Raw genomic sequence first — 24284 nt, 5'->3', positions numbered from 1 at the left:
ACCCGGCCCGGTCCCACCGGTCCTGGTGCACGGCGGCCGGCGGCGTCACTGGAAGTCCCGCGACGCGGTGCGCACCTTCAGCGACAGCGGGCTCAGGTGCTCGGCCACGAGGTTCGTCGCACCGTCCGCCTTCTCCAGCCGCCCGCGCACGACCATGGCCTTCGCGGTGCGGGCCGTGCGCCGGAACCGCTGCCACAGCCCCGGCGAGCACACGACGTTCAGCAGACCCGTCTCGTCCTCGAGCGACAGGAACGTCACGCCCTGCGCCGTGCCGGGCCGCTGCCGGTGCGTCACGACGCCGGCGACGGCCACGCGACGCCCCTCCTCGGCGCGGAACACCTGCTCGACGCGCAGCACCCCCGCCTCGTCGAGGCCGTCGCGGACGAACTGCGTCGGGTAGGAGTCGACCGACACGCCCGTCGCCCACACGTCCGCGGTGGCGACCTCGACGTCCGCGAGCCCCGGCAGCGTCGGGGCGCGCACGCCGACGGCCACGCCGGGCAGCGTGTCCGGACCCTCCTGCGCCAGCGCCCCCGCCGCCCACAGCCCCGCCCGCCGGTCCACGCCCAGCCCGGCGAGCGCCCCGGCGGTCGCGAGCGCCTCGAGCTGCGCCGTGCTCAGCTGCACGCGCTGCACGAGGTCGTGCAGGTCCGCGAACGGCCCGTGCCCGGTGCGCTCCTCGACGAGCCGGCGCGCGAGGTCCTCGCCGATCGTCCGCACGGACGACAGCCCCTGCCGCACCGCGAGCGAGCGCGGACGGTCCGCGCCGGTGCCCGTGCGCACGCCCGGCCCCGCGACGGGGCCGGTGCCGCTGGGCGTCGGGACGAGCCGCGGCTCGCCGCCCGGCGGGGGCGGGCCGACCCGCTCGACGACCGCGAGCGCGTCGGACGCCTGCACGTCGGGCCGCAGCACCTCCACGCCGTGCCGGCGGGCGTCGGCCACCAGGCTCTGCGGGGAGTAGAAGCCCATCGGCTGCGCGGCGAGCAGGCCCGCGTAGAACGCGGCCGGGTGGTGCACCTTGAGCCACGCGCTGGCGTACACGAGGAACGCGAACGAGTACGCGTGCGACTCGGGGAACCCGAAGTCGGCGAACGCCTTGAGCTTGTCGAAGATCTCCTCGCGCACACCGGGCTCGATGCCGTTGCGCGCCATGCCGTCCATGAGCCGGCTGCGCAGCGCCTCCATGCGCTCCATCGACCGCTTCGAGCCCATCGCGCGGCGCAGCTGGTCGGCCTCGGCGGGCGTGAAGTCCGCGACGTCGATGGCCATCTGCATGAGCTGCTCCTGGAACAGCGGCACGCCGAGGGTCTTGCCGAGCGACTTCTCCAGCAGCGGGTGCAGGTAGCGCACGGGCTCGCGGCCCTTCACGCGCGCGATGTACGGGTGCACCGACCCGCCCTGGATGGGCCCGGGGCGGATGAGCGCGACCTCGACGACGATGTCGTAGAACCGCCGCGGCTGCAGGCGCGGCAGGGTGCCCATCTGCGCCCGCGACTCGACCTGGAAGACCCCGACCGTGTCGGCGGCGGACAGCAGGTCGTACACGTACGGGTCCTCGTACGGCAGCGCGTGCAGGTCGAGCACGACGCCCTCGTGCTTCTCGACCTCCGTGAAGCCCAGGCGCAGCGCGGTGAGCATGCCCAGGCCGAGCAGGTCGAACTTGACCAGCCCGGCGTCGGCGCAGTCCTCCTTGTCCCACTGCAGGACCGTGCGCCCCTCCATGCGCGCCCACTCCACGGGGCACACCTCGATCACGGGGCGGTCGCACATGACCATGCCGCCGGAGTGGATGCCCAGGTGCCGCGGCAGCCGCAGGAACCGCTCGGCGAGGTCGATGACGTGGTCGGGGATGTCCTCGCTCTCCGCCGCGGAGGGCGGCAGCACGTCCGGGACGACGTCGTGGCGGTCGGCGGTCGGCCGTCCGGGCACCTCCGGCGCCGGGCCGACGGGGCCGGCCTTCGTCAGGTGCCACCACGACGTCGGCCGCTCGGGGCCGCGCAGGCTCCCCCACCGCTCGATGGATCGGCTCCACGCGTCCTGCTGGCCCACGTCGTACCCGAGCGCGCGCGCCGCGTCCCGGACCGCCGAGCGCGGGCGGTAGGAGATGACGTTGGCCACCTGCGCGGCGTGCGTGCGCCCGTGCGTCGCGTAGACGTGCTGGATGACCTCCTCCCGGCGGGCGGACTCGATGTCGACGTCGATGTCCGGCGGGCCGTCGCGCTCGGGGGCGAGGAACCGCTCGAACAGCAGCCCGTGCCGCACCGGGTCGACCGCGGTGACCCGCAGCACGTAGCAGACCGCCGAGTTCGCCGCCGAGCCGCGTCCCTGCGCGAGGATCCCGTTGCGCCGGCAGAAGTCGACCAGGTCGTACACGACGAGGAAGTAGCCGGGGAAGCCGAGGTCCTCGATGACGCGCAGCTCGTGCTCGAGCTGCGCGTACGCACCGGGGACGCGCTCGGACCCCGGCGGGCCGTAGAGCTCGTGCGCGCCGCGGCGGACGAGCTCGCGCAGCCAGCTCGCCTCGGTGTGACCGGGCGGCACGGGGTACGGGGGCAGGCTCGGCGCGACGAGCGAGAGGTCGAACGCGCACTCGGCGGCCAGGTCGGCGGCCGTCGCCACCGCGTGCGGGTGGCGCCGGTGCAGGGCGAGCATCTCGGCGGCCGAGCGCAGGTGGGCGGTCGGCGCCGCGGGCAGCCAGCCGTCGAGGTCGTCGAGGGAGGACCTTGCGCGCACGGCCGCGAGCGCCTGCGCGAGGTCGGCGTCCCGCGGGGTCGCGTAGTGGACGTTGCCGGTCGCGACGAGCGGCAGGCCCGCGTCGGCCGCGAGCGCGGCCAGCGCGTCGGCGCGCTCGGCGTCCCACGCGTCGCCCGTGGCGGACGTCTCCACCGCCACGTTGTCCCGGCCGAACAGCGCGACGAGCCGGTCGAGCTCGCGGCGGGCCGCGTCGGGACCGCCGGGCGCGACGCCGCCGACGCCCGACGGGTCGCCGCCCGCGAGCGCGCGCCGGACCGCGCCCTTGCGGCAGCCGGTGAGCACGAGCCACTGCCCGGCGGCCGTGGCCGCGAGGTCCTCGAGCCGGTGGTCGGCGGCGCCCTTGCGTCCGGTGCGCAGGTGCGCCTCGCCGATCGCGCGGGACAGCGACCGGTACCCGTCGGGCCCGCGGGCGAGCACGAGCAGGTGGGTGGCGCGCGGGTCGGGCGTGCCGGTCGGGGCGTCGAGCACGGGCACCGGTGAGGTGCGGCGCTCGCGCGCGTGCCGGCGTCCGTCGGGGGCGGGCAGGTGCAGCTCGGCGCCGAAGACCGTCGGCAGGCCCACCGCGCGGGCCGCCTGCGCGAACCGCACGACGCCGTAGAGCCCGTCGTGGTCGGTCAGCGCGAGCGCGTGCAGGCCGAGCCGTGCGGCCTCGGCGGCGAGCTCCTCGGGCTGGCTCGCGCCGTCGAGGAAGCTGAACGCGGAGTGCGCGTGCAGCTCGGCGTAGCGCGGCGCACCGGTGCGGGCGGTCTCAGTCATAGTCGGCCTCGCACGTCCAGGCGCCGTCCGCCCACGTGAGCAGCACGGCACCGCCGTCCTCGAACGCGACCTGCACGTGCGCGCGCACCTGCGGGGGCCGGCCGGGGTGGTTCCACCAGCGGTCGGTGAGCAGCCACGGGCCGGCCCACCCGGCGACGGTGCGGGCGCCGGCGCCGGCCGGCGCGGACGCGGGCGGCCACCGCACCGCCACGGGCGGGCCGCTCAGGCTCCCCCGCCGGTCGACGACCACGGGCACGCCCGCCCCGTCGCGCACGTCGACGCGCACCGGCACGGTCAGCACCGTCGCCGGCGCCGGGTCGGGCAGCCGTCCCGGCCACGGCAGCGCGGCCTCGCGCGGCGGTGCGCTCTGCTCGCCCCACGGCCGCACGTGCACCTGGTCGTGCACGTCCCGCCCGCCCTGGAGCGTGGCGGTGAGCACCCCGGCGCCGCCGACGATGCTCTGCGCGCGCTCGAGCGCGCGGTGCGCGCGCAGGTCGCCGCCCGACGGCCCGCCCCACAGGCGGCTCTGCTCGGCGCCGGCGGGGGCGACGTCGAGCGCGGTGAGCACGAGCCGCACGAGCGCGACGGGCTGCTCGTCCTCGGGCTCGACGTCCGGCAGGTCCGCGACGGGGTCGGCGTCGAGCAGGTCGAGCAGGTCGCCGCGCGCCCCGGCGCTCCCCCGCGGGCGTGCGCCACCCCGACCCGGTCGCCCGGCGCCGACCGCGGCGCCCCGGTCGCGTGCGGTCGCGACCGCGCTCGCCGTGAGCCACCCGTCGAGCTGCCAGCGGATGCGGTCGGTGATGCGCGCGGCGGTCAGCCCGCCCCAGCCGCCGAGGTCGGTGCGCCACGTGCGCACGAGCTCGGTGCCGTCGTCGGTGCGCGCGCTGACCTGGAGGCGCCCGCACGTGACCGACCGCGCGACGAGCTCGTCGTGCAGCTGCTCGGCCAGGCGCCGGCCGGCGAACGTCGCCGCGTCGACGCGCTCGACGGGCGGGTCGAGCACGGCGGCGACCTCGAGGTCCGCCTCGGGACGCCGGCGTGCGGGTGGCCGCTCGTCGAGCCCGCGCGCGAGCGTGTGCGCCCACGAGCCGAGCCGGCCGAACCGCGCGTGCACGTCGCCCGGCGGCAGGGCGGCGAACGCCCCGAGCGTGCGCAGCCCGAGCCGGTGCAGCAGGTCGACGAGCGCGGACACCTCGACCGCCGCCTCGGGGGTCACGGTCGCGTGCACGAGCTCGGTCACACCGTGCGGGGCGAGGAACACCGGGGACGCCCCGGGCTCGACCACCGCCCCGGTGCGCGCCGCGAGGACGGCCGCGAGCAGCCCGTCCGCGGTGCCGACCCCGCACTCGTGGCCCGTGCCCCGCGCGACCGCGTCGACGAGCCGCTCCGCGAGCGTCTCCTCCGTGCCGTGGTAGCGCGTGGCACCGTCCGCCGGCAGCAGGAGCAGCCCGGGACGCACGACCTCGACACCCGCGACGACGGTCTCCGCGGCGGCGGCCACCGGCTCGAACAGCCGCACGTCCCGGGCGTCGTCGGCGTGCAGCAGCACGAGCCCGGGGCAGGCGGCCTGCGCCTGGCGGCGCCGCATGCCGCGGCGCACCCCCTCGGCGCGGGCGAGCGCCGACACGGCGGTGACGCGCCGGCCGTCGTGCACGGCGGCCGGCAGGTGCCCGGGCACCTCGTCCGCGGTCGTGGCGGCGACGACGGGCCAGTCGGGCACCCAGACGACCGTGGTCCTCGTGGCCATCAGCCCACCAGCCGCAGGCCGACGGGACGGTCCTGCACGGGGCGCGGGGCTCGCCCCGGCCCCGCGGGCACGCCGTCGCCCGGCGGCGGGAACGGCAGCACGACGTCCACGGCGTGCGGCACGGCGGCGCTCCCCCGGCCGGTGCGTCGCACGCGCAGCTCGCGCGTGCGCAGCCGGCCGTCACCCGCACCGACCCCCGTCCAGCGTGCGTGCTCGACGGCGAGCACGACCGCGGCGCCCGGCCACGCCACGGTCGGCAGCAGCACCGAGCCGCGCTCGCGCGCCCGCGCGGACAGCCGGCGCCGGTCGGCGTCGGTGAGCACGGCGGCCGGGCCGACGAGCACCACGTCGACGCCGTCCAGCAGGGCGCCGAGCACCGTCGCGCTGTCCGCTCCGGGCGCCGGCACGACCGCCAGGCGGGCGAGGTCGACGCCCGCCTGGGACGCCGCGAGCAGCCCGAGGTCCGGCTGGCCGACCGCCGCCGCCCAGGCACCGCCGGCACACGCGTGCGCGACCACGCCGAGGGCGAGGGACGTCGACCCGAGGACGGCCGTCGTCGCCCCGCGACGCAGCCCGTCGGGCAGCACGGTCGCCAGGGCCGGCGGGACGGGCAGCGGCGGGCGCTCGGTGGTGAGCAGCGACGTGCGCCGCTGCCCCTCCGGCGCGGCCACCGGCCGGTCGTCGGCGCCCCCTGCGCCGACGACCGACCGGCCCGGGACCCGGCCGGCCCCGGTCCCCCGTCCGGCTCCGGCCGGGTCGTCCACCGCGTGCACGGGCACGCGGTCGTCCGTGGCATCGTGGTCCCGGCCCGCGTCCGCGGCCCCGGCCCGCGGGAGCGGCACCGACCACGCCGCGTGCTGCGCCCGCACCGTCCGCGCCCCCGTGCGCTGCTCCGCGGCGGCGAGCGCCGCACGCGCCCGCTCGACCCGCTCCGCGGTGCTCGCACCCACCACGTCCACCTCCCGCACGCACCGGCCGCGTCGCGGCCTTTCGAACACGTGTTCGATCATGCCAGTAGACGCCGACACCGGCGGGGTGTCAATCCGCCGCCGGTGGGGGCGGCACCGGCCCGCTCGTCGTCCGGGTGCGGCGTGACCGGCACCGGGGCGAGGATGGGTCCGACCGCCCGGCGACCGGCGCCGGGCCGACCCGGAGGTCCGGCGTGACCGCCTCGCTCACCCGCCCCGTCGCCCCCGAGCCGTACGCGCTGCTGCCCGCCGCCCCGGGCTTCACCGTGACGAGCGAGGACTGGGTGCACGGCGAGCGCATCCCCGACGTGCACACCAACACCGAGGCCGGCGAGAACGTCTCGCCGCAGCTGTCGTGGTCCGGCTTCCCGGACGGGACCCGTGGCTTCGCCGTCAACGTGTTCGACCCCGACGCCCCCGGTGTCGCGGGGTGGTGGCACTGGACGGTGCTCGGCATCCCCGCGTCCGTGACGTCGCTCCCGCGCGGTGCCGGCACCGAGGACGGCGCCGGCCTGCCCGCCGGGGCGTTCCAGCTGCGCGGCGACGACGGCGTCGCGGCCTACCGCGGCAGCGCACCCCCGCCCGGCGACCAGGTGCACCGGTACTACGTCGCCGTGCACGCCCTGGACACCGACGACCTCGGTCTCACGCCGGACACCCCGCCCGGTGCGGCCAGCGCGGCGCTCGTGTTCCACACGCTCGCGCGCGGCGTCCTCATGGCGACGTACCAGCGCTGACCGCGGGCGTCGGCACGTCGGCGGCGGCGGTTAGCCTGCGTCGCATGACGACCACCACGCTCGGCTCGCTCACGTGGGAGCGCGCCGTCGACCGCCCGGACCTGCTCGCCGCCCCGACCGCCGCCGCGGTCGCCGCGTGGGCGGCCGCCCACCCCGCCGTCGCCGACGCCGTGCTCGTCGCGGCGATCGACCCCGGGCTCGCGGACACGGCGGCCATGACCGAGGCGTACGACCTGCCGCTCGCGGCGTCGGTCAACTGCGTGCTCGTCGCGGGTCGCCGCGCCGGCGAGGAGAAGGTCGCCGCGGCGCTCGTGCGCGCCACGACGCGCGCGGACGTCAACAACGCGGTCAAGCGCCTGCTCGACGTGCGCAAGGCCTCGTTCCTGCCGATGGACCGCGCGACCGCCGAGTCGGGCATGGAGTACGGCGGCATCACCCCGCTCGGCCTGCCGGCCGGCTACCGGGTCCTCGCCGACGCGTCCGTCGCCGCCGACGACCCGGCCCTGGACGGCACGGTGGTCATCGGCAGCGGCATCCGCGGCTCGAAGATCGCACTGCCGGGCGCGCTGCTCGTGCGCGCACCGGGCGTCGAGGTCGTCGAGGGGCTCGCGCTGGCCTGACGCCCGCCCGCGCGACCCTTGCGCCCGCCGTCAGGACCGCGATGCCCAGCGGCACACCACGCCCAGGCACGGCGGCCGGTACCCGTTCCCGCGTGCGACGTTGCCCCCGAGGTCGGTGGCGCCGGGCGCGTGGACGCCCCACCGCGCGTTGTGCCGCACGTCGTTCCCCCCGATCGCGACCAGCGGGTCGGCCGGGTCGAGGTGGATGCCGTCGCCGTTGAGGCGGAGCACGTTGCCCTCGATCCTCGACGCCTCCCTCCACGCGCCGCGGTGCGTGACCCCGGTCCCGTTGGCCTGGAACGTGCTGCCCTCGACCACGGAGGCCAGCAGCCCCAGCACGACCCCCGTGCCGTTGGCCGTGAACCGGCTCCCGCTCACGGTCAGCGTCCCCGTCTCGGCGTCGACCGCGACCTCCGACCCCACGAACTCGTCATCCCGGAGCGTCGCCATGGCCCCGTACGCCGCCCGGACGCCGACGGTGTTGGCGACGAAGGTGGAGCCGGACACGTCCGCGTCCGCCTCGACGGCCACGACCGCCAGCTCGTTGCGGACGAACCGCGAGCGCGTGACGGTGCCCCCGCCGCCGTCGAGCACGACCGCCGTCGCGTTGTCCGCGAAGGTCGTGCCGTTCACCCGGACGGTGCCGAACCACGCGGCCAGGACCGCCGTGCCGTTCCCCGCGAACCGCGACGCGGTGACGGTGGTCACCTTGCGGTGGTCTCCCGTGCCCGGCTCGCCCGACACGTCGAGCCCTTCGGCGTTGTCGCGGAAGGTCATGCGGTCGACCGCGAGCGGCCCCCGCGGGGCGCTCGTGACGACGACCGTGCCGACGCCGGTCGCCCAGCCGGCGACCGTCCCCCCGCGGACGGCGGCCGTGCCCGCGGTCGCGACCTCCACGCCGACGCCGTGCCCCGGCCCGCGGAGCGTGTGCCCGCCCAGGTCGAGACTCACGCCGGGGGCCAGCCGCAGGCCGGGGCCGTCCGCGCACGTGAGGTCCGCGGCCAGGACCGTGTCCCGGGTCAGCGTGTCGCCGCACGCCGGCGAGGCGGAGGACGCGGAGGCCGGTGGCGCCGCGAGCACGGCACCGAGAGCCAGGGCGAGGGCGGCGAGACCGGCACGAGCACGCATGGTTCCCCCCCAGGGCGTGCGCGGCCACGGTGCCGCGTCCCTCCGAGCCTGCTGCCAGGTGCCGCGCGGTGTCGACCCTCTCGCCCCGGTTTCGCCCGGTCCGCACCGCGCGCCCGCGGTCAGGCCGACGGGTCGGGCCGCACGCGCCGCAGCGCGGCGTCCAGCGCCCGGTGCGCGTCCTCGGGCGTGAGGCCGAGCTGCTCGGCGACCAGCGCGAGGGTGTCGGCCGCGGCGTCGAGGTCGGACGCGGCGGCGGACCGGGACACGCGCCGGCGCACGACCGTGCCGCGCCGGCCGGCGGTCTCGACCAGGCCGTCCCGGGCCAGCGCCTCGTAGACCCTGTTCACCGTGCCCCGCGCGAGGCCCAGGTCGGCCGCGAGGTGCCGGATCGGCGGCAGCGTGCTGCCCACCGGCAACCGCCCCGAGACGATGAGGCGCTCGATCTGCGCGCGCAGCTGCTCGAAGACGGGGACGGGCGAGGCCGGGTCGACCTGGACGATCACGGCGGACCGCCTCGGGCGCGCCGCACGCTCACGCCGCGGCGGCGCCGACGGGGGCCGCCGGCACGAAGGTGTGCGGCGGGCGGGGTCGCGCGCGGTACAGCTGGACGAGCGCGAGGACGAGCAGCACGGGCACGACGACGGCGAGCACCGCGGTCACCGCGGTCTGCCGCGCCTCCGCGGCGGCGCCGCTGAGCGCCCACGCGAGCCCGACGGCCCCTGCGGCGAGCTCGAGGCGGGCCAGGGCGCCGGAGGCGAAGGCGCGGATCCGGTCGTCCACCTGCGCGGCGACCGGCGACAGGAGCGGGCGCCGGCGGTCGACCACGGCGGCCCGGGCGACCTCGGCCGTGCCGACGAGCACGGCCCCGGCCGCCGCGCCGCCCAGCGCGGGCCCGACTCCCCCGGTGACGGCGGCCACGACGCCCACCACCAGTCCCCCGGCGGCGAGCAGACGTGCCGCCCGCACGGCCGCGCCACCGCGCGGGCGCGGGTGCGGCGCGAGGGAGGCCACGACCGGCCCGGGCGGCAGGGCGGACCGGTACACCTCGGCCGACAGCGCACCGGCGACGACCCCCGCGAGACCGCAGAGCAGGACGTCCCCGAGCGGGCTGCCGGGCGTGGTGCCGAGGCGGATCGCGTCCTGGGCGGTCAGCCCGTACGTCACGGCGAGCAGGACGCCGAACCACCCGCCGACGGTCCGGTGCGCGCGGTGGCGGTGCAGGTAGCGCCGGTAGACGTCCGCCACCGCGGGGTCGGGCAGCCGACCGCCGGCGAGCCAGGCGACGTCCCGGTCCTCGACGCGCACGCGGCGCGCGGCGACGAGCACGAGCGCGAGCACCAGCACCGGCAGGACGAGCACGCTCGCGACCCTCATGGGCACCTCGTCTCGACGGGCCGTTTGGCACAGTACGTTGTGCCAATGGTGGCACCCCCGACCCCCGCCGTCGAGGACCCGACGCTCACGTCCCTCGTCCCCCGCCCCTCGCGGTGGCGCGACGCGCTGCTCGTCGTGCTCGCCCTGACGGCGCTCGTCGCGGCCGGCTGGCTCGGCACCGCGAGCCGCCTGGAACTGCGCGGGCAGTCCGGCGCCGGCGAGCTCCTCCGCGACGGCCGGGTGGTCCAGGCGGTCGAGGTGAAGGGCTGGGTGGTCTCCGGCACGCGCGTCGTCTCCGCCGACGCGCCCGCCGGGACCCGCGTCGCGGGCGTGTGGGTCCTCGGCGCCGACGAGCCCGACCCGTTCGTGGAGGTCGCGGGGCTGCACGACGCCCTGGAGGCCCGGCAGGCGGCCGACGACCCGGGGACCCTGCCCCGCGCCGTCCCGTCCGCGGGGCTGCGCCTGCTCGTGCTCCTGGACGTCGAGGACTGCGCGCTGCTGGCCGACGACGCGCCGGCCGCACGGGATCACGACGGCGCCGTCGACGTCCGTTCGCCGCTGGGGTCGACGCACCGCGTGCACCTCGCCGCCTTCACCTGGCCGCGCGAGGACCTCGAGGCCGCGGGCGCCTGCGACTGACGGCGTCGCCCGGGTTCAGACGCGCGTCGCCCAGAACGCGACCGCCGCCGCGGCCGCCACGTTGAGCGAGTCGACCCCGCCGGCCATCGGGATCCGCACCACGCGGTCCGACGCGGCGACCGTCCGTGGCTTCAGCCCGTCCCCCTCCGCACCGAGCACGAGCGCGAGCCGCTCGGGCGGGTCGGCGACGAGCTCGTCGAGGGTGATCGCGTCGTCCGACAGCGCGAGCGACGCGACGACGAAGCCCAGCGGGCGCAGCGTGTCGACACCGTCGGGCCACGGGTCCACCCGCGTCCACGGGACCTGGAACACCGTGCCCATCGACACCCGCACCGAACGCCGGTACAGGGGGTCGGCGCAGCGGGGCGTCACGAGCACGGCGTCCACGCCCAGCGCGGCCGCGGAGCGGAACGCCGCCCCGACGTTCGTGTGGTCGACGAGGTCCTCGAGCACCGCGACGCGCCGGGCACCGCCGCCGTCACGAGCACCCGCCAGCACCTCGGCCACGGGCGGCAGGACGGGCCGGTGCATGGCCGCGAGCGCGCCCCGGTGCACGTGGAAGCCGGTGATGGCCTCGAGCACGGGTTCCTCGGCCACGTAGACGGGCACGTCGTCCCCCGGCACGTCGGCGAGCATCGCCGTGACGTCGTCCAGCCAGCGCGGCGCGAGCAGCACGGACCGCGGGCGGTGCCCGGCACGCAGGGCCCGGCCGAGCACCGTGGAGCTCTCGGCGATGTAGAGCCCGTTCTCGGGCTCCAGGCGCGTGCGCAGCGCGACGTCGGTCAGGGAGACGTAGTCGGCGAGGCGGGGGTCGTCGCGGTCGGTGACGGGTCGGACGTCGGGTCGTGCCACGGCTCCGATCCTCCCAGGGCCGTCGGGGTGCGCCGGACCGCGCGGCCGCCGAGCACGGCCATGACGAGGCCGACGGCGGCGACCACGGGCACCAGGACGAACGCCTGGTGGCTGCCGACCTGGTCGGCGACGGCACCGAGCGCGAACGGTGCGACGCCGACGGCCAGGGCCCCGGCGAGGGTCGCGTGCGACTGCGCGCGGTCCCGGCGTCCGGGCGACGCGGCGAGCAGCAGCGCCACGGACAGCGGGTACTGCGCGCCGTACCCGAAGCCGGCGACGACGAGCCCGGTGAGGGCGACGGCCGTGCTGGTCGCGGTCCACAGGACGGCCCACCCGCCGACGGAGATGACGAAGGACGCGGCGAGCAGCGTGGCCGGGGCGACCCGCAGCGACAGGGGGCCGATGACGAACCGCATGGCCGTCATGCCGGCGGCGAGCCCGGCCGTCGTCGCCGTGGCGATGCCGGCCCCCGCGGACGTGCGCTCGAGCACGAGGTCCGTCGCCCAGAACGTCGTCGCGAACTCCAGGGACGTCGCGGCGACGAGCGCGGCGAGGAAGAAGGTGCCGGCGTGCGACCGCGGCCCGCGCCGCGCAGCCGCGGCGTCGTCGGGTGCGGCGAGCGGCGCCGGCTCGGCGGGCTCCGCGGCGGCGGGGCCGGGCCGGTCCAGGGCGGGCGACCGCGGGAGGCGCGCGACGAGCAGCGCCGTCGCCACGCCGAGGACCGCGGTCACCACGACGCCGGCCCGCCAGCCCCAGCCGATCGCGACGCACGCGCCGACCGCGAGCGGACCGAGCAGCCCGATCCCGGACCCGACGCCGTTCGCCTCGGCCAGGGCCGCGGACGACGTCGGGCCGTGGTGCGCGGCGAGTGCCACCTGGGCGGTGGCGATGAGCAGGTTCCCGCCGACCGCGGTGACGAGCATGCCCAGCAGCGTCACGGGCAGCTCACGACCCAGCAGCAGCCCGGAGAGCCCCACCGCGACGACGAGGGCCGCGACGACGAGCGTCGTGCGACGCCCGAGCACCCGCGCGGCGCGCGGGATCAGCGGGGCGGCCACGAGCCCGCCGGCGGCCATCGCGGTGCCGTGCAGCCCGGCCTGCGCCGCGCTGACCCCGAGCTCGTCGCCGAGCAGCGGGACGCTCGGGTTGAAGCTGTAGAGCAGCCAGCCCCACACGACGAACGGCGCGTACAGACCGAGCGTCAGGCGGTCGCGCACGAGCCGCGGCGCGGCCGGCGTGCTCACCGGGGCACGACCACCGTGGTCTGCGTGTCACCACCCTCGGCGGGCAGGACGACCTCGTGGCGCACGCCGTCGACCTCGACGACGTAGCGGCCGGCGAGGCCGCGCAGCTGGACGGCGCCGTCGTCGTCGGCCGTGACGTCGGTCGGCCGCAGCCACCACTCGCCCTTGACCATGCCGTGCAGCGCCTCGTAGGACGGCTTGGGCGTGCCGTCGGCGCGCACGAGCCCGCCCGGGGCGTTGAGCCACATCCCGTGATCGGACAGGCCCCAGTAGGTGATGGCGTCGACCTGGGGGTGCGCGAGCAGCGTGCGGTAGTGCTCCTCGACCTCGCGCGCCTGGCGCTCCTCGCCCTCGGGCGTCGACGGCCACTCGTCGACCTGGTGGTCGTTGAGGTCGTCGTAGTGCGCCGGCATGAGGTCGCCGGACAGGATCGTGGTCTCGGTGAAGTGCATCCGCAGGCCGAAGCGGGAGAACCTCTCGAGGACGTCGAGCGTCTTGTCCCGGCCCCACGCGCCCTGGTGCATGTGGCTCTGCAGGCCGAGCGCGTCGATCCGCACGCCCGCGGCGAGCGCCTCCTCGACGAGGTGCTCGTAGTCGGCCGACATGTCGAAGTCGTTGAGCAGCAGCACCGCGTTCGGGTTGGCGGCGCGCGCCTCGTCGAACGCGAGCTGGATCATGCCGATGCGTCCCACGGTCTTCGCCACGCCGGTGACCGCGTTGTCGTCCTTGGTGAAGACCGGCATGATCACGACCTCGTTGATGGCGTCCCAGACGTCCACGAGACCCGCGAACTCGCCGGCGTCGCGCTGCACCCGGGCGCGCAGCAGCCGCAGCACCTCGTCGTCGGGCAGCGGCTTGAGCCAGTCCGGCTGCACGGTGTGCCAGACGAGGGGGTGCCCCTTCACGATGACGCCGTGGTCGCGGTAGTGCTCGGCCGCGGCGCGCAGGGCGGCCGTCCGCGGGCTGCCCTGGGTCGGCTCGAAGGTCCCCCAGTAGAACGGCAGCGTCGCGAGGTTGAAGACGTCGCGCCACAGCTCGTCGAACCGGGCGAGCAGCTCGTCCTGCCCCGGGGCGAGGGCACGCCCCCCGGGCAGCGCGGCGGCGGCGCGCTCCACCTCGTCGAAGCCGATGTTGCCGAACCAGAACGCGTGGTCCTGCTGCTCGGCCCGCACCGCGGCACCGGCGAGCGGGCGTCCCGACGGGTCGGTGAGGCGGACCGTCAGGCTCCGGACGCGGTGCGCGAGCGCGGGGTCGTCGACGACGGGGGCGTCGGCGCGGGCGGGCAGGGCGGGCGTGGTCGACAACGGGCTCCTCCTCGAACTCATCGAATCGTTCCGGGTGCAGCATCGCGTGCGTCTACATCGTTGTCCAAACGGGCAGGCGGTCCGCTGCGGGGCCTGGTGAGCACGCCCTAGTCCAGCGGGGCGGCCGCCGCGGCGAACTGGCTCTCGTACAGCCGCGCGTACGCGCCGTCGGCCGCGAGCAGCTCCTCGTGGGTGCCCTTCTCCACGATCCGCCCGTGCTCCATCACGAGGATGACGTCGGCGTCGCGGATCGTGGAGAGCCGGTGCGCGATGACGAACGACGTCCGTCCCGTCCGCAGCGTCCCCATCGCCTGCTGGACGAGCACCTCGGTGCGGGTGTCGACCGACGACGTCGCCTCGTCGAGGATGAGGATCGCCGGGTCGGCGAGGAACGCGCGCGCGATCGTCAGCAGCTGCTTCTCCCCCGCCGACACCGCACCCCCCTCGTCGTCGATGACCGTGTCGTAGCCGTCGGGCAGGGTCCGCACGAACCGGTCCACGTGGGTCGCCACGGCCGCCTCGACGACCTGCTCGCGCGTGGCCCCGTCGACGCCGTACGCGATGTTGTCCGCGATGGTCCCCTCGAACAGCCACGTGTCCTGCAGGACCATGCCCATCTGGCGGCGCAGGTCGTCGCGCGTGAGGGTCCTCGTGTCGACGCCGTCGAGGGTGATGCGGCCGGAGTCGACCTCGTAGAACCGCATGACGAGGTTCACCAGGGTCGTCTTGCCGGCGCCCGTGGGCCCGACGATCGCGACGGTCTGGCCGGGCTCGGCGACGACGCTCAGGTGCTCGATGAGCGGCGTGTCGGGCTCGTAGCGGAACGACACGTCCTCGAACGCGACGCGGCCGCGCACGGGCGGCTCGACGCGCGCCGGCGTCGCCGGGTCGGGCTCCTGCTCGTCGGCGTCGAGCAGCTCGAAGACGCGCTCGGCGGACGCGACCCCCGACTGCAGGAGGTTCGCCATCGAGGCGATCTGCGTCAACGGCTGGGTGAACTGGCGGCTGTACTGGATGAACGCCTGCACCTCGCCGAGCGTCATCGCCCCCGACGCGACCCGCAGACCGCCGACCACGGCGATCACGAGGTAGTTGAGGTTGGCGAGGAACCCGAGCGCGGGCTGGATGATCCCGGAGATGAACTGCGCCCGGAAGCTCGACTCGTAGAGCTGCTCGTTGCGCTCCGCGAACGTCCGCGCGGCCTCCGGCTGACGCCCGAACACCGTCACGAGCGCGTGCCCGGTGAACATCTCCTCGATGTGGGCGTTCAGCTGCCCCGTCGACGCCCACTGCTGCACGAACTGCGGCTGCGAGCGCTTCGCGATGGCCCCGGCGACGGCGACCGAGAGCGGCACCGTGACGAGCGCGACGACCGCGAGCAGCGGCGACAGCCAGAACATCATGCCGAGCACGCCCACCACGGTGAGCAGCGACGTGACGAGCTGGGACAGCGTCTGCTGCATCGTCTGCGCGACGTTGTCGATGTCGTTGGTCACGCGGCTGAGCAGCTCGCCGCGCGGCTGCCGGTCGTAGTACGACAGCGGCAGCCGGGAGAGCTTCTCCTCCACGTGCGAGCGCATGCGCCGCACGGTGCGCTGCACCGCGAGCGCCGTGAGGCGGCCCTGCAGCCACCCGAGCACGAACGACGCCACGTACACGACGAGCACGACCAGCAGGATCGCGCCGAGCCGCCCGAAGTCGACGCCCTCGCCGGGCACGACCCGCTCCATGCCCGACACCATGTCGGCCAGCTGGTCCTGGCCGGACGCCCGCAGCGCGTCGACGGCCTCCTGCTGCGTCGCCCCGGCGGGCACGACCTGCCCGAGCGCCCGGGAGACCACGCCGTCGAAGAGCACGTTCGTCGCGTCCCCGAGGAGCTTGGGGCCGGCGACGGCGGCGGCCACCGACAGCGCCCCGAGGACGAGCACCGCCACGAGCCGCGCACGCTCGGGCCGCAGCACGACGAGCAGGCGCCGCAGCGACCCGCGGAAGTCGAGCGACTTCTGCCCGGGCATCCCGAGCCCCATGCCCATCGGGCCGCCGCGCGGACCCGCGGGACGCGGTGGGGCACCTCCCGGCGGAGCGGCCGCGGGGGCGCCCGAGGGCGCCGCACCCGCCGTCGTCCGCTGGCCGGGTCCCGCCGTCATGCCGCCTCCTGGGCGCTCAGCTGCGAGTGGACGATCTCCTGGTACGTCGCGTTCGACGCCAGCAGCCCCTCGTGCGTGCCGTCGCCGACGACGCGCCCCTCGTCGAGGACGAGGATCCGGTCCGCGTGGCGGATGGTCGCGACGCGCTGCGCGACGACGATCACCGTCGCGTCGCGCGTCTCGGGCACGAGCGCGGCGCGCAGCGCGGCGTCGGTCGCGTAGTCCAGCGCCGAGAACGAGTCGTCGAACAGGTAGAGGGACGGACGCCGCACCAGGGCCCGCGCGATCGCGAGCCGCTGCCGCTGCCCGCCGGAGAGGTTCGTGCCGCCCTGCGCGACGGGTGCGTCGAGGCCCTCGGGCAGCGCCTCCACGAACGACCGCGCCTGGGCGACGGTCAGCGCGTGCCACAGCTCGTCGTCGTCGGCGTCGGGCCGGCCGAACTGCAGGTTGCTGCGCACCGTGCCGGAGAACAGGTACGGGCGCTGCGGCACCAGCCCGATGCGGGCCCACAGCGCCTCCGGCTCGGCCTCGCGCACGTCGACACCGTCCACCAGCACCTGCCCGCCCGTCACGTCGTACAGCCGCGGCACGAGGTGGAGCAGCGTCGTCTTGCCGGCGCCGGTCGAGCCGATGATCGCGGTCGTGCGGCCGGGCTGGGCTGTGAAGGAGACCCCCTGCAGCACCGCGTGCTCGGCGCCGGGGTACCGGAACTCGACGTCGCGCAGCTCGAGGAGGCCGGTGCGCGGGCCGGGGGCGCCGTCGGCGGAGGCGGCGCCCCGTGTGGTGGCGAACGGCACGGGGTCTGCGGGCGGGACGACGCTCGGGCTGGTGTCCAGCACCTCGGTGATCCGCTCGGCGGAGACGACGGCCCGCGGCACCATCACCGTCATCATCGAGGCCATCATCACGGCCATGAGCACGAACATGATGTAGCTGAGGAACGCGACGAGCGACCCGATCTGCATGTCGCCCGCGTCGACCCGGCGGGCGCCGAACCAGACGACGGCGACGCTCGAGGCGTTCATCACGAGCATCACCGCGGGGAACAGCAGGGCCATGAGCAGGCCGGTGCGCAGCGACGCCTCGTACAGCAGGTCGTTGGCCACCTCGAACCGGTCGCGCTCGCGCCGCTCGCGCACGAACGCCCGGACGACGCGCACACCCGTCAGCTGCTCGCGCATCACGCGGTTGATCCCGTCGATCCGCTCCTGCACCCGCCGGAACCACGGCACCATCCGGCGCACGACGAGCGCCACGACGCCGACCAGCACGGGCACGACGACCAGGAGCAGACCCGACAGGACGACGTCCTCGCGCAGCGACATCACGACCCCGCCGACGAGCATGAGCGGCGCCATCACGAGGAACACGAACGTCATCAGCACGAGCATCTGCACCTGCTGCACGTCGTTCGTCGTGCGGGTGATGAGGGTCGGCGCGCCGAAGCGTCCCATCTCCTGCTGCGAGAACGCCTGCACGCGGTCGAACAGGCGCGCCCGCACGTCCCGCCCGAAGGCCATGGCCGCCCGCGCGCCGAACCACACGGCGCCGACCGCGGCGACCACCTGCACGAGGCTCACGGCGAGCATCACGCCGCCGATCCGCCAGATCACCGCGGTGTCGCCCCGGGCCACGCCGTCGTCGATGATGTCGGCGTTCAGGCTGGGCAACCACAGGGTCGCGAGCACCTGGACGAGCTGGAGCACCAGCACCGCGAGCACGGCACCCCGGTAGGGACGCAGCTGCTCGCGCAGCAGCCGCATGAGCACCCTGCGCACCTCCTCGCGTGGACCGCGTCACACGCTCCCACGGGACGAGCGCGGGGCCAACCGCCTTTCCCGGCCGTCCGCTCTCAGCGGACGAGCGCGCTGCTCAGGCACCTGCGGGAACCCCACCGCCCGGGGCCGCGGGGCCGTCGCCGGACCCGGACCCGGACCCCTGGGGCCGGTCGACGCCCGGTCGCTGACCCCGCTCGGCGTCCGGGTCGAACCGCAGACCGGTCAGCGTGCCGGCGCTCGTGGCGTCCGCGGTCGCGGCCGCGGACTCCCGCCGCGCCTCCTCGAGCGCCTCCCCCGGGTCCTTCAGGGTGACCGGGGGCAGGTCGTCGGCGGCGAGCGGCGAGTCCCCCGCGGGGCGGGTGCGGTAGCGGTCGCCGTCGCCCTCGCCGCCCCCGGCGAACCCCTTGGACAACCAGCCGAGCGCGCCGCTGAGCTCCGCCGGCAGGAACCAGAGCTTGTTCGACGGGCTGGAGGCGACCTTGGGCAGCATCTGCAGGTACTGGTACGCCAGCAGCTTCGGGTCGGCGTCCCCGCGGTGGACCGCGTCGAACACCTGCAGGATGGCCCGCGACTCGCCCTCGGCCCGCAGGATCGCCGACTGCGCCTCGCCCTCCGCCCGCAGGATCGCGGCCTGCTTCTCGCCCTCCGCCGTGAGGATCTGGGACTGCTTCACCCCCTCCGCGGTCAGGATCGCGGCACGGCGGTCCCGCTCCGCGCGCATCTGCTGCTCCATCGACCCCTGCACCGACGCGGGCGGGTCGATCGCCTTGAGCTCCACGCGGTTGACGCGGATGCCCCACTTGCCGGTCGCCTCGTCGAGCACCCCGCGCAGCTGGCCGTTGATCTGGTCGCGGCTGGTCAGGGTCTGCTCGAGGTCCATCGACCCGATGACGTTGCGCAGGGTCGTCACCGTCAGCTGCTCGATGCCGGTGATGTAGTTCGCGATCTCGTAGACCGCGTCCTTGGGGCTCGTGACCTGGAAGTAGATGACGGTGTCGATGCTGACGACGAGGTTGTCCGACGTGATGACCGGCTGCGGCGGGAACGACACCACCTGCTCACGCAGGTCGACGCTCGCCCGGACCCGGTCGACGAACGGGATGAGCAGGTGCAGGCCCGCGTCGAGCGTCTTGTTGTAGCGACCGAGCCGCTCGACGATCATCGCGACGGCCTGCGGCACGATCCGCACGGCCCGCACCAGGGCGACCACCACGAAGACGAGGACGAGAGCGAGGACCACGACGAGGGCGATCTGCCCCGGGTCGATGTCGGACATGGCACCCTCCGCGGGCTGCCGCCGGCGACGGCGGCGGACGCGACCCGGCCTTCCCGGGTCCGTGGTCAGGCGGGAGCGGCGCCGGCGGCCGGCGGGCCGTCGGTGCGCGGTGCGGGCGCCGACGCGGCGACGACGGCCGTGGCCCCGTCGATGCGGACGACCGTGACGGGGGTGCCGGCGGGCAGGGCGGTGCCGTCGGCGGTGCGCGCGGTCCAGACCTCGCCGGCGAGCTTCACGCGGCCGCTCGCCGCGTCGACGTCGGCCACCACGACAGCGGCACGGCCGACGAGCGCCGCGGCGTTCGTCTCCGGGAGGTCGACGCGCCCGCGCAGGTGGCGCAGCAGCCACGGCCGCAGCACGAGCAGCAGCACCACGGCGGTCACGGCCGCGACGAGGAGCTGCACCGCCACGGGCGCGCCGAGCGCGTACGCGAGGCCCCCGGCGAGCGCCCCGACCGCCAGCATGCCGAGGACGAGCTCGAGCGACAGCATCTCGAGCACGCCGAGCAGGAGCGCCCCGCCGACCCACCACAGCCAGCCCATGCCGCCACCCCTGCCGCGTCGCCCGTCGTCGGACCCAGCACGATCGTAGGCCGTGGGCGTCCGCGCGGCTCCGGGAGCGCGCAGGGGTGGGCGGAAGGGCTGGGCAGCGGGGCTGCCTCGCGGGGCCTCAGTGGCGGGCGCTCGCCCCCGCGGTGACGGCGTGCGCCGACCAGCGGCCGTCGCCGTGCTCGAGGCGCAGCGGGACGTCGAACGTGCCCGAGAGGTTGTCGGCCGTGAGCACGTCCTCGATGGGACCGGCGGCGAAGACCTTGCCCGCGCGCAGCAGCAGCAGGTGCGTGAAGCCCGGCGGGATCTCCTCGACGTGGTGCGTGACGAGGACGAGCGCGGGCGACCGCGGGTCGCGGGCGAGCTCGGCGAGCGCCGCGACGAGCTCCTCGCGGCCACCGAGGTCCAGGCCCGCCGCGGGCTCGTCGAGCAGCAGGAGCTCGGGGTCGCTCATGAGCGAGCGCGCGATCTGGACGCGCTTGCGCTCGCCCTCGGAGAGCGTGCCGAAGAACCGCTCCGCGAGGTGCGCGACGCCGAACGCCGCGAGCAGGTCGTTCGCGCGCGCCTCGTCGAGCTCCTCGTACGCCTCGCGCCAGCGGCCGGTGACGCCGTAGGCGGCCGTCAGCACGACGTCCTTCACCGTCTCGCCCGACGGGATGCGGTCGGCGAGCGCGGCGCTCGACAGGCCGATGCGCGGGCGCAGCTCGAACACGTCCGTCGCACCGAGGCGCGCACCCAGCAACGTCGCCGTGCCACGGGTCGGGTGCATGCGGCCCGAGGCGACCTGCAGCAGCGTCGTCTTCCCGGCACCGTTGCGTCCCAGGACGACCCAGCGCTCGCCCTCGCTCACCTGCCAGGTCAGGTCGTCGAGGATCGTCGTCGTCCCCCGGCGGATCGTCACGGCCTGCAGGTCGAGCACGCTGGTCATGTCCACAGACCCTAACGTCGCTCGCGTCCGCCCGGGGCCATCGGGCGGGGCGCGGCGGTCACGTCGCGGACGTCACAGCTCGATCGAGTACATCGTCGAGGAGTGGACCACCTCGTACCCGAGCCGGGCGTACAGGCCGTGGGCGCCCGACGGGTTCTCGGTGTCGACGCCCAGCTCGGCGTACTCGATGCCGTCCGCCGCGAACGCGCGCATCGCGGTCGCGAGGAGCGCCACCGCGACCGCGCGTCCCCGCCACGCGCCGCGGACCCCGAGCAGCTCGGTGTAGCCCGAGCTGTAGCCCGCCACGGCCCAGTCCTGCTCGTACCGGCCGGACAGCGTGTAGCCCACGACCTCGCCGTCGTCCGCGACGGCGACGAACGACCACGACGGCGCGAACATCGCCCGGTGCTGCTGCCACTGCTCGGGGGTGCGCGGCTCGCTGCCCCAGTGGTCCGCGAACGCCTCGTTGTGCGCGAGCCGCACCGCGTCGTCGAGCTCCTCCGACCAGGGCACCACGCGCACGCCCTCGACCGCCGGGACGTCGGGGAGCGCCGCCTGCAGCGGACGACGCATCTCCGTGTAGTACCGCACGGGCGTGAAGCCGGCCGCCTGGTAGAGCCGGGCCGACGCCGGCGCCGTGTCCTCGAGGTACGCGGCGATCCGGGCGGGCAGCTCCTTGCCCGACGCCGCGAGCACCTGCCGCGCGCGTCCCTCCAGCCACGCCACGAGCGCCCGGCCGATGCCCCGCCCCCGCCAGAGCGGGTGCACGCCGCCCGAGACGAACGCCCGCACGACGCGGGTGTCCCCGGGCGCGGAGTCCACCTGCGCCCAGGCCCGCATGACCCCGTCGGCGTCGAGCCCGACGAGCGTGTCCCGGTCGAGGTCGCGCCACTGCGCGGACAGCTCCTCGGCCAGCTCCTCCGCGGAGGTGCGGAACGGCTGCCCGTCGGCCTCCTCGACCAGCTGCACGAGCCGCTCGAGCTCGGGCGCGTCGGCGACGGTCAGCGGGCGCCACGCCAGACCCAGCGCCGGGTCGGGAGGGTCGAGCCGGGCGGGTGCGGCGACGCGCTGGGCGAGGGGCGCCGGAGCGGGCGCCGTCGACGTGTCGGTCATGGGCACAGCCTCCCGGCCGGAGCACCGCCGTGGCCAGCGCTTTGCGGCCCGTGCCGAGCCGGCGCGGTCCGCCGGGCCGGTCGGCCGGTCGGGTCAGCCGTGCCGGTCAGGCGTCGATGCGCGAGCGGTCGAGCGCGTGCGCGCCGGCCACGATGAAGTCCTTGCGCGGCGCCACGTCCGACCCCATGAGCAGCTCGAAGATCTCCTCGGCCCGCTGGGCCGCCTCGACCGTCACGCGGCGCAGGGTCCTGTGCCGGGGGTCCATCGTGGTCTCCGCGAGCTGGTCGGCGTCCATCTCGCCGAGGCCCTTGTACCGCTGGATGTCGTCCTTGTAGCGACGGCCCGAGCGGTCGAGCTTCTTGAGGGTCGCCGCGAGCTCGGCCTCCGAGTACGTGTAGACGTACTCGTTCTTCCGTGAGCCGCCACCGATGATCTCGATGCGGTGCAGCGGCGGCACCGCGGCGTACACGCGCCCGGCCTCGACGAGCGGCCGCATGTACCGGAAGAACAGGGTCAGCAGGAGCGTGCGGATGTGGGCGCCGTCGACGTCGGCGTCGGTCATCAGGACGACCTTGCCGTACCGCGCCGCCTCCAGGTCGAAGGTCCGCCCGGAGCCGGCCCCGATCACCTGGATGATCGCCGCGCACTCGGCGTTCTTCAGCATGTCCCCGACGGACGCCTTCTGGACGTTGAGGATCTTGCCGCGGATGGGCAGGAGCGCCTGGTAGTCCGAGCTGCGGGCCAGCTTGGCGGTGCCGAGCGCGCTGTCGCCCTCGACGATGAACAGCTCGCTGCGCTCGACGTCGTCGATGCGGCAGTCCGCCAGCTTCGCGGGCAGCGAGGACGACTCCAGGGCCGTCTTGCGGCGGGAGATCTCCTTCTGCTTGCGCGCGGAGATGCGTGCGCGCATCTCCCCCACGACCTTGTCGAGCAGCGCGGCGGAGTGCGCCTTGTGCTCGCGCTTGGTGGACGTCAGCACGGACGTCAGCTCCTGCTCGACCACGCGCGCGACGATCCCGCGCACGGGCGCCGTGCCCAGCACCTCCTTGGTCTGCCCCTCGAACTGCGGCTCGGCGAGGCGGACGGTCACGACGGCGGTGAGGCCCGCCAGCACGTCCTCCTTCTCGATGCGCTCGGAGGAGTCCTTCGAGGAGACCTTCAGGCGCCTCGCGTTCGCGGTCACCTGCGCGCGCAGCGTCTTGAGCAGCGCCGCCTCGAACCCGGCGAGGTGGGTGCCGCCCTTGGGCGTCGCGATGATGTTGACGAAGCTGCGGACCTCGGTGCCGTAGCCCGTGCCCCAGCGCAGCGCGACGTCGACCTCGCAGGTGCGCGAGACCTCCTGCGGGGTCATGTGCCCGCGGTCGTCGAGCACCGGGACGGTCTCGGTGAACGTCCCGCTGCCGGTGAGGTGCCACACGTCCGTCACCGGGGCGTCCGGAGCCAGGTGGTCGGCGAAGTCGACGACGCCGCCCTCGTGCAGGAACGTCTCCTCGTGCGGGCCGTGCTCGCCGGGCGTGCCGGGGATGCCCCGCTCGTCGCGGACGGTCAGCGCCAGGCCGGGCACGAGGAAGCTCGTCTGCCGCGCGCGGGTCACCAGCTCGTCGTACGAGAACACGGCCGACGACAGGAAGATCTGCCGGTCCGCCCAGTAGCGCACGCGGGTCCCGGTGCGCGCCTTGGCCACCTTGCCCACGACGGCCAGCTCGGAGCCGGAGACGAACGGCTCGAACGGGGAGTCGGGGCTGACGCCCGCGCTGTCGTCGAACACCCCGGGCTCGCCGCGGTGGAAGCTCATGCGGTGCGTACGCCCGTGGCGGTCGACCTCGACGTCGAGGCGGGCGGACAGCGCGTTGACGACCGAGGCGCCGACGCCGTGCAGGCCGCCCGAGGCGGCGTACGAGCCGCCGCCGAACTTGCCGCCCGCGTGGAGCTTGGTGAACACGACCTCGACGCCGGTCAGGCCCGTCTTCGGCTCCACGTCGACCGGGATGCCGCGTCCGTTGTCGCGCACCTCCACCGACTGGTCGGCGTGCAGCACGATCTCGATCCGGTCGCCGTGGCCGCCCAGTGCCTCGTCGACCGAGTTGTCGATGATCTCCCAGAGGCAGTGCATGAGCCCGCGGCTGTCGGTCGTGCCGATGTACATGCCCGGGCGCTTGCGGACCGCCTCCAGCCCCTCGAGCACCGACAGGTGCCGAGCGGTGTAGCCGGGGGTCGAGGAGGTCGTCGTCACGCGGCGATGGTAGCCGGGGGGGCCGACAGCACCCGCGTCGCCATGCCGCTGCGCACGCGCACGCAGGCGGACGAGTGGTGCAGGTCACGATCGTGTGACGTCGGATCACGATCTTGTACGCAGAGAGCGAACCTCGCG

19 protein-coding genes are annotated in these 24284 nt (G+C 75.8%); 3 read left to right on the top strand and 16 right to left on the bottom strand.

Translation table 11 applies throughout. From position 1 onward, the window contains the following. Positions 1–45: 45 nt before the first annotated feature. From dnaE to imuA', 3 genes are read right to left on the bottom strand one after another with little or no spacing between them, the layout of a single operon-like run. Positions 46–3510: a DNA polymerase III subunit alpha gene (gene dnaE / locus FB586_RS13155; protein WP_136519798.1), complete on the bottom strand. Its 3465-nt coding sequence runs from the start codon at positions 3508–3510 to the stop codon at positions 46–48. After that, positions 3503–5257: a DNA polymerase Y family protein gene (locus FB586_RS13150; protein WP_136519797.1), complete on the bottom strand. Its 1755-nt coding sequence runs from the start codon at positions 5255–5257 to the stop codon at positions 3503–3505. The genes dnaE and FB586_RS13150 overlap by 8 nt, the downstream gene beginning before the upstream one ends. Beyond that, positions 5257–6207 (bottom strand): DnaE2-dependent mutagenesis accessory factor ImuA', encoded by a 951-nt coding sequence (imuA', locus tag FB586_RS19740; RefSeq protein ID WP_187697876.1) that lies wholly within the window; start codon positions 6205–6207, stop codon positions 5257–5259. The genes FB586_RS13150 and imuA' overlap by 1 nt, the downstream gene beginning before the upstream one ends. 212 nt (positions 6208–6419) lie before the next feature. Here imuA' and FB586_RS13140 point away from each other — a divergent pair, with 212 nt between their 5' ends. Together FB586_RS13140 and FB586_RS13135 are read left to right on the top strand one after the other, a co-directional pair. Continuing rightward, entirely contained in the window at positions 6420–6962 is a 543-nt protein-coding gene (locus tag FB586_RS13140) for a YbhB/YbcL family Raf kinase inhibitor-like protein (RefSeq protein ID WP_136519796.1), read from the top strand. 44 nt (positions 6963–7006) lie between these two features. Continuing rightward, a complete protein-coding gene (locus FB586_RS13135) occupies positions 7007–7582 on the top strand; it encodes a YbaK/EbsC family protein (RefSeq protein ID WP_136519795.1) in 576 nt (191 codons plus the stop codon). Between the two features lie 30 nt (positions 7583–7612). Here FB586_RS13135 and FB586_RS13130 read toward each other — a convergent pair whose 3' ends face one another. From FB586_RS13130 to FB586_RS13120, 3 genes are all read right to left on the bottom strand, one after another. After that, positions 7613–8710: a right-handed parallel beta-helix repeat-containing protein gene (locus FB586_RS13130; RefSeq protein WP_136519794.1), complete on the bottom strand. Its 1098-nt coding sequence runs from the start codon at positions 8708–8710 to the stop codon at positions 7613–7615. A gap of 119 nt (positions 8711–8829) precedes the next feature. After that, on the bottom strand, positions 8830–9213 hold the full coding sequence (locus FB586_RS13125) for a GntR family transcriptional regulator (RefSeq protein WP_136519793.1): 384 nt from the start codon (positions 9211–9213) through the stop codon (positions 8830–8832). A gap of 28 nt (positions 9214–9241) precedes the next feature. After that, complete coding sequence (locus FB586_RS13120; protein WP_136519792.1) at positions 9242–10084, bottom strand: hypothetical protein; 843 nt, start codon at positions 10082–10084, stop codon at positions 9242–9244. A gap of 45 nt (positions 10085–10129) precedes the next feature. On the opposite strand from FB586_RS13120, the gene FB586_RS13115 reads away from it, so the two are divergent. Continuing rightward, positions 10130–10723: a hypothetical protein gene (locus FB586_RS13115; protein ID WP_136519791.1), complete on the top strand. Its 594-nt coding sequence runs from the start codon at positions 10130–10132 to the stop codon at positions 10721–10723. 15 nt (positions 10724–10738) lie between these two features. Here the strand turns inward: FB586_RS13115 and FB586_RS13110 are convergent, their stop codons facing one another. The 10 genes from FB586_RS13110 to FB586_RS13065 all read right to left on the bottom strand — a co-directional run bounded on the left by FB586_RS13110 (position 10739) and on the right by FB586_RS13065 (position 24146). Continuing rightward, positions 10739–11575 (bottom strand): TrmH family RNA methyltransferase, encoded by an 837-nt coding sequence (locus FB586_RS13110; RefSeq protein WP_136519790.1) that lies wholly within the window; start codon positions 11573–11575, stop codon positions 10739–10741. Then, complete coding sequence (locus tag FB586_RS13105) at positions 11506–12819, bottom strand: MFS transporter (protein ID WP_136519789.1); 1314 nt, start codon at positions 12817–12819, stop codon at positions 11506–11508. The genes FB586_RS13110 and FB586_RS13105 overlap by 70 nt, the downstream gene beginning before the upstream one ends. Then, positions 12816–14123 carry an endo-1,4-beta-xylanase gene (locus tag FB586_RS13100; protein ID WP_246036754.1) on the bottom strand — a complete coding sequence of 436 codons (1308 nt, stop codon included), beginning with the start codon at positions 14121–14123 and terminating at the stop codon, positions 12816–12818. The genes FB586_RS13105 and FB586_RS13100 overlap by 4 nt, the downstream gene beginning before the upstream one ends. Positions 14124–14230: 107 nt before the next feature. After that, the gene (locus FB586_RS13095; protein ID WP_136519787.1) at positions 14231–16270 is read right to left on the bottom strand and encodes an ABC transporter ATP-binding protein; all 2040 of its coding nucleotides are present in this window, start codon (positions 16268–16270) and stop codon (positions 14231–14233) included. Then, a complete protein-coding gene (locus tag FB586_RS13090) occupies positions 16267–18039 on the bottom strand; it encodes an ABC transporter ATP-binding protein (RefSeq protein WP_136519786.1) in 1773 nt (590 codons plus the stop codon). The genes FB586_RS13095 and FB586_RS13090 overlap by 4 nt, the downstream gene beginning before the upstream one ends. Before the next feature lie 103 nt (positions 18040–18142). After that, entirely contained in the window at positions 18143–19324 is a 1182-nt protein-coding gene (locus FB586_RS13085) for an SPFH domain-containing protein (RefSeq protein ID WP_246036753.1), read from the bottom strand. A 65-nt stretch (positions 19325–19389) separates the two neighbouring features. After that, a complete protein-coding gene (locus FB586_RS13080) occupies positions 19390–19866 on the bottom strand; it encodes an NfeD family protein (protein ID WP_136519785.1) in 477 nt (158 codons plus the stop codon). A 127-nt stretch (positions 19867–19993) separates the two neighbouring features. Next, a complete protein-coding gene (locus FB586_RS13075; RefSeq protein WP_136519784.1) occupies positions 19994–20800 on the bottom strand; it encodes an ABC transporter ATP-binding protein in 807 nt (268 codons plus the stop codon). A gap of 72 nt (positions 20801–20872) precedes the next feature. Beyond that, positions 20873–21913, bottom strand: a complete 1041-nt coding sequence (locus FB586_RS13070; RefSeq protein WP_136519783.1) for a GNAT family N-acetyltransferase — start codon at positions 21911–21913, stop codon at positions 20873–20875. A 106-nt stretch (positions 21914–22019) separates the two neighbouring features. Continuing rightward, positions 22020–24146 (bottom strand): DNA gyrase/topoisomerase IV subunit B, encoded by a 2127-nt coding sequence (locus FB586_RS13065; RefSeq protein WP_136519782.1) that lies wholly within the window; start codon positions 24144–24146, stop codon positions 22020–22022. Positions 24147–24284 lie beyond the last annotated feature (138 nt).

The sequence above is a fragment of the Cellulomonas telluris genome (assembly GCF_004886325.1).
Classification (GTDB): Bacteria; Actinomycetota; Actinomycetes; order Actinomycetales; family Cellulomonadaceae; genus Cellulomonas; species Cellulomonas telluris.
The sequence above is the reverse complement of the archived record's forward strand: the minus strand, read 5'-3'. Positions and strand labels throughout refer to the sequence as shown.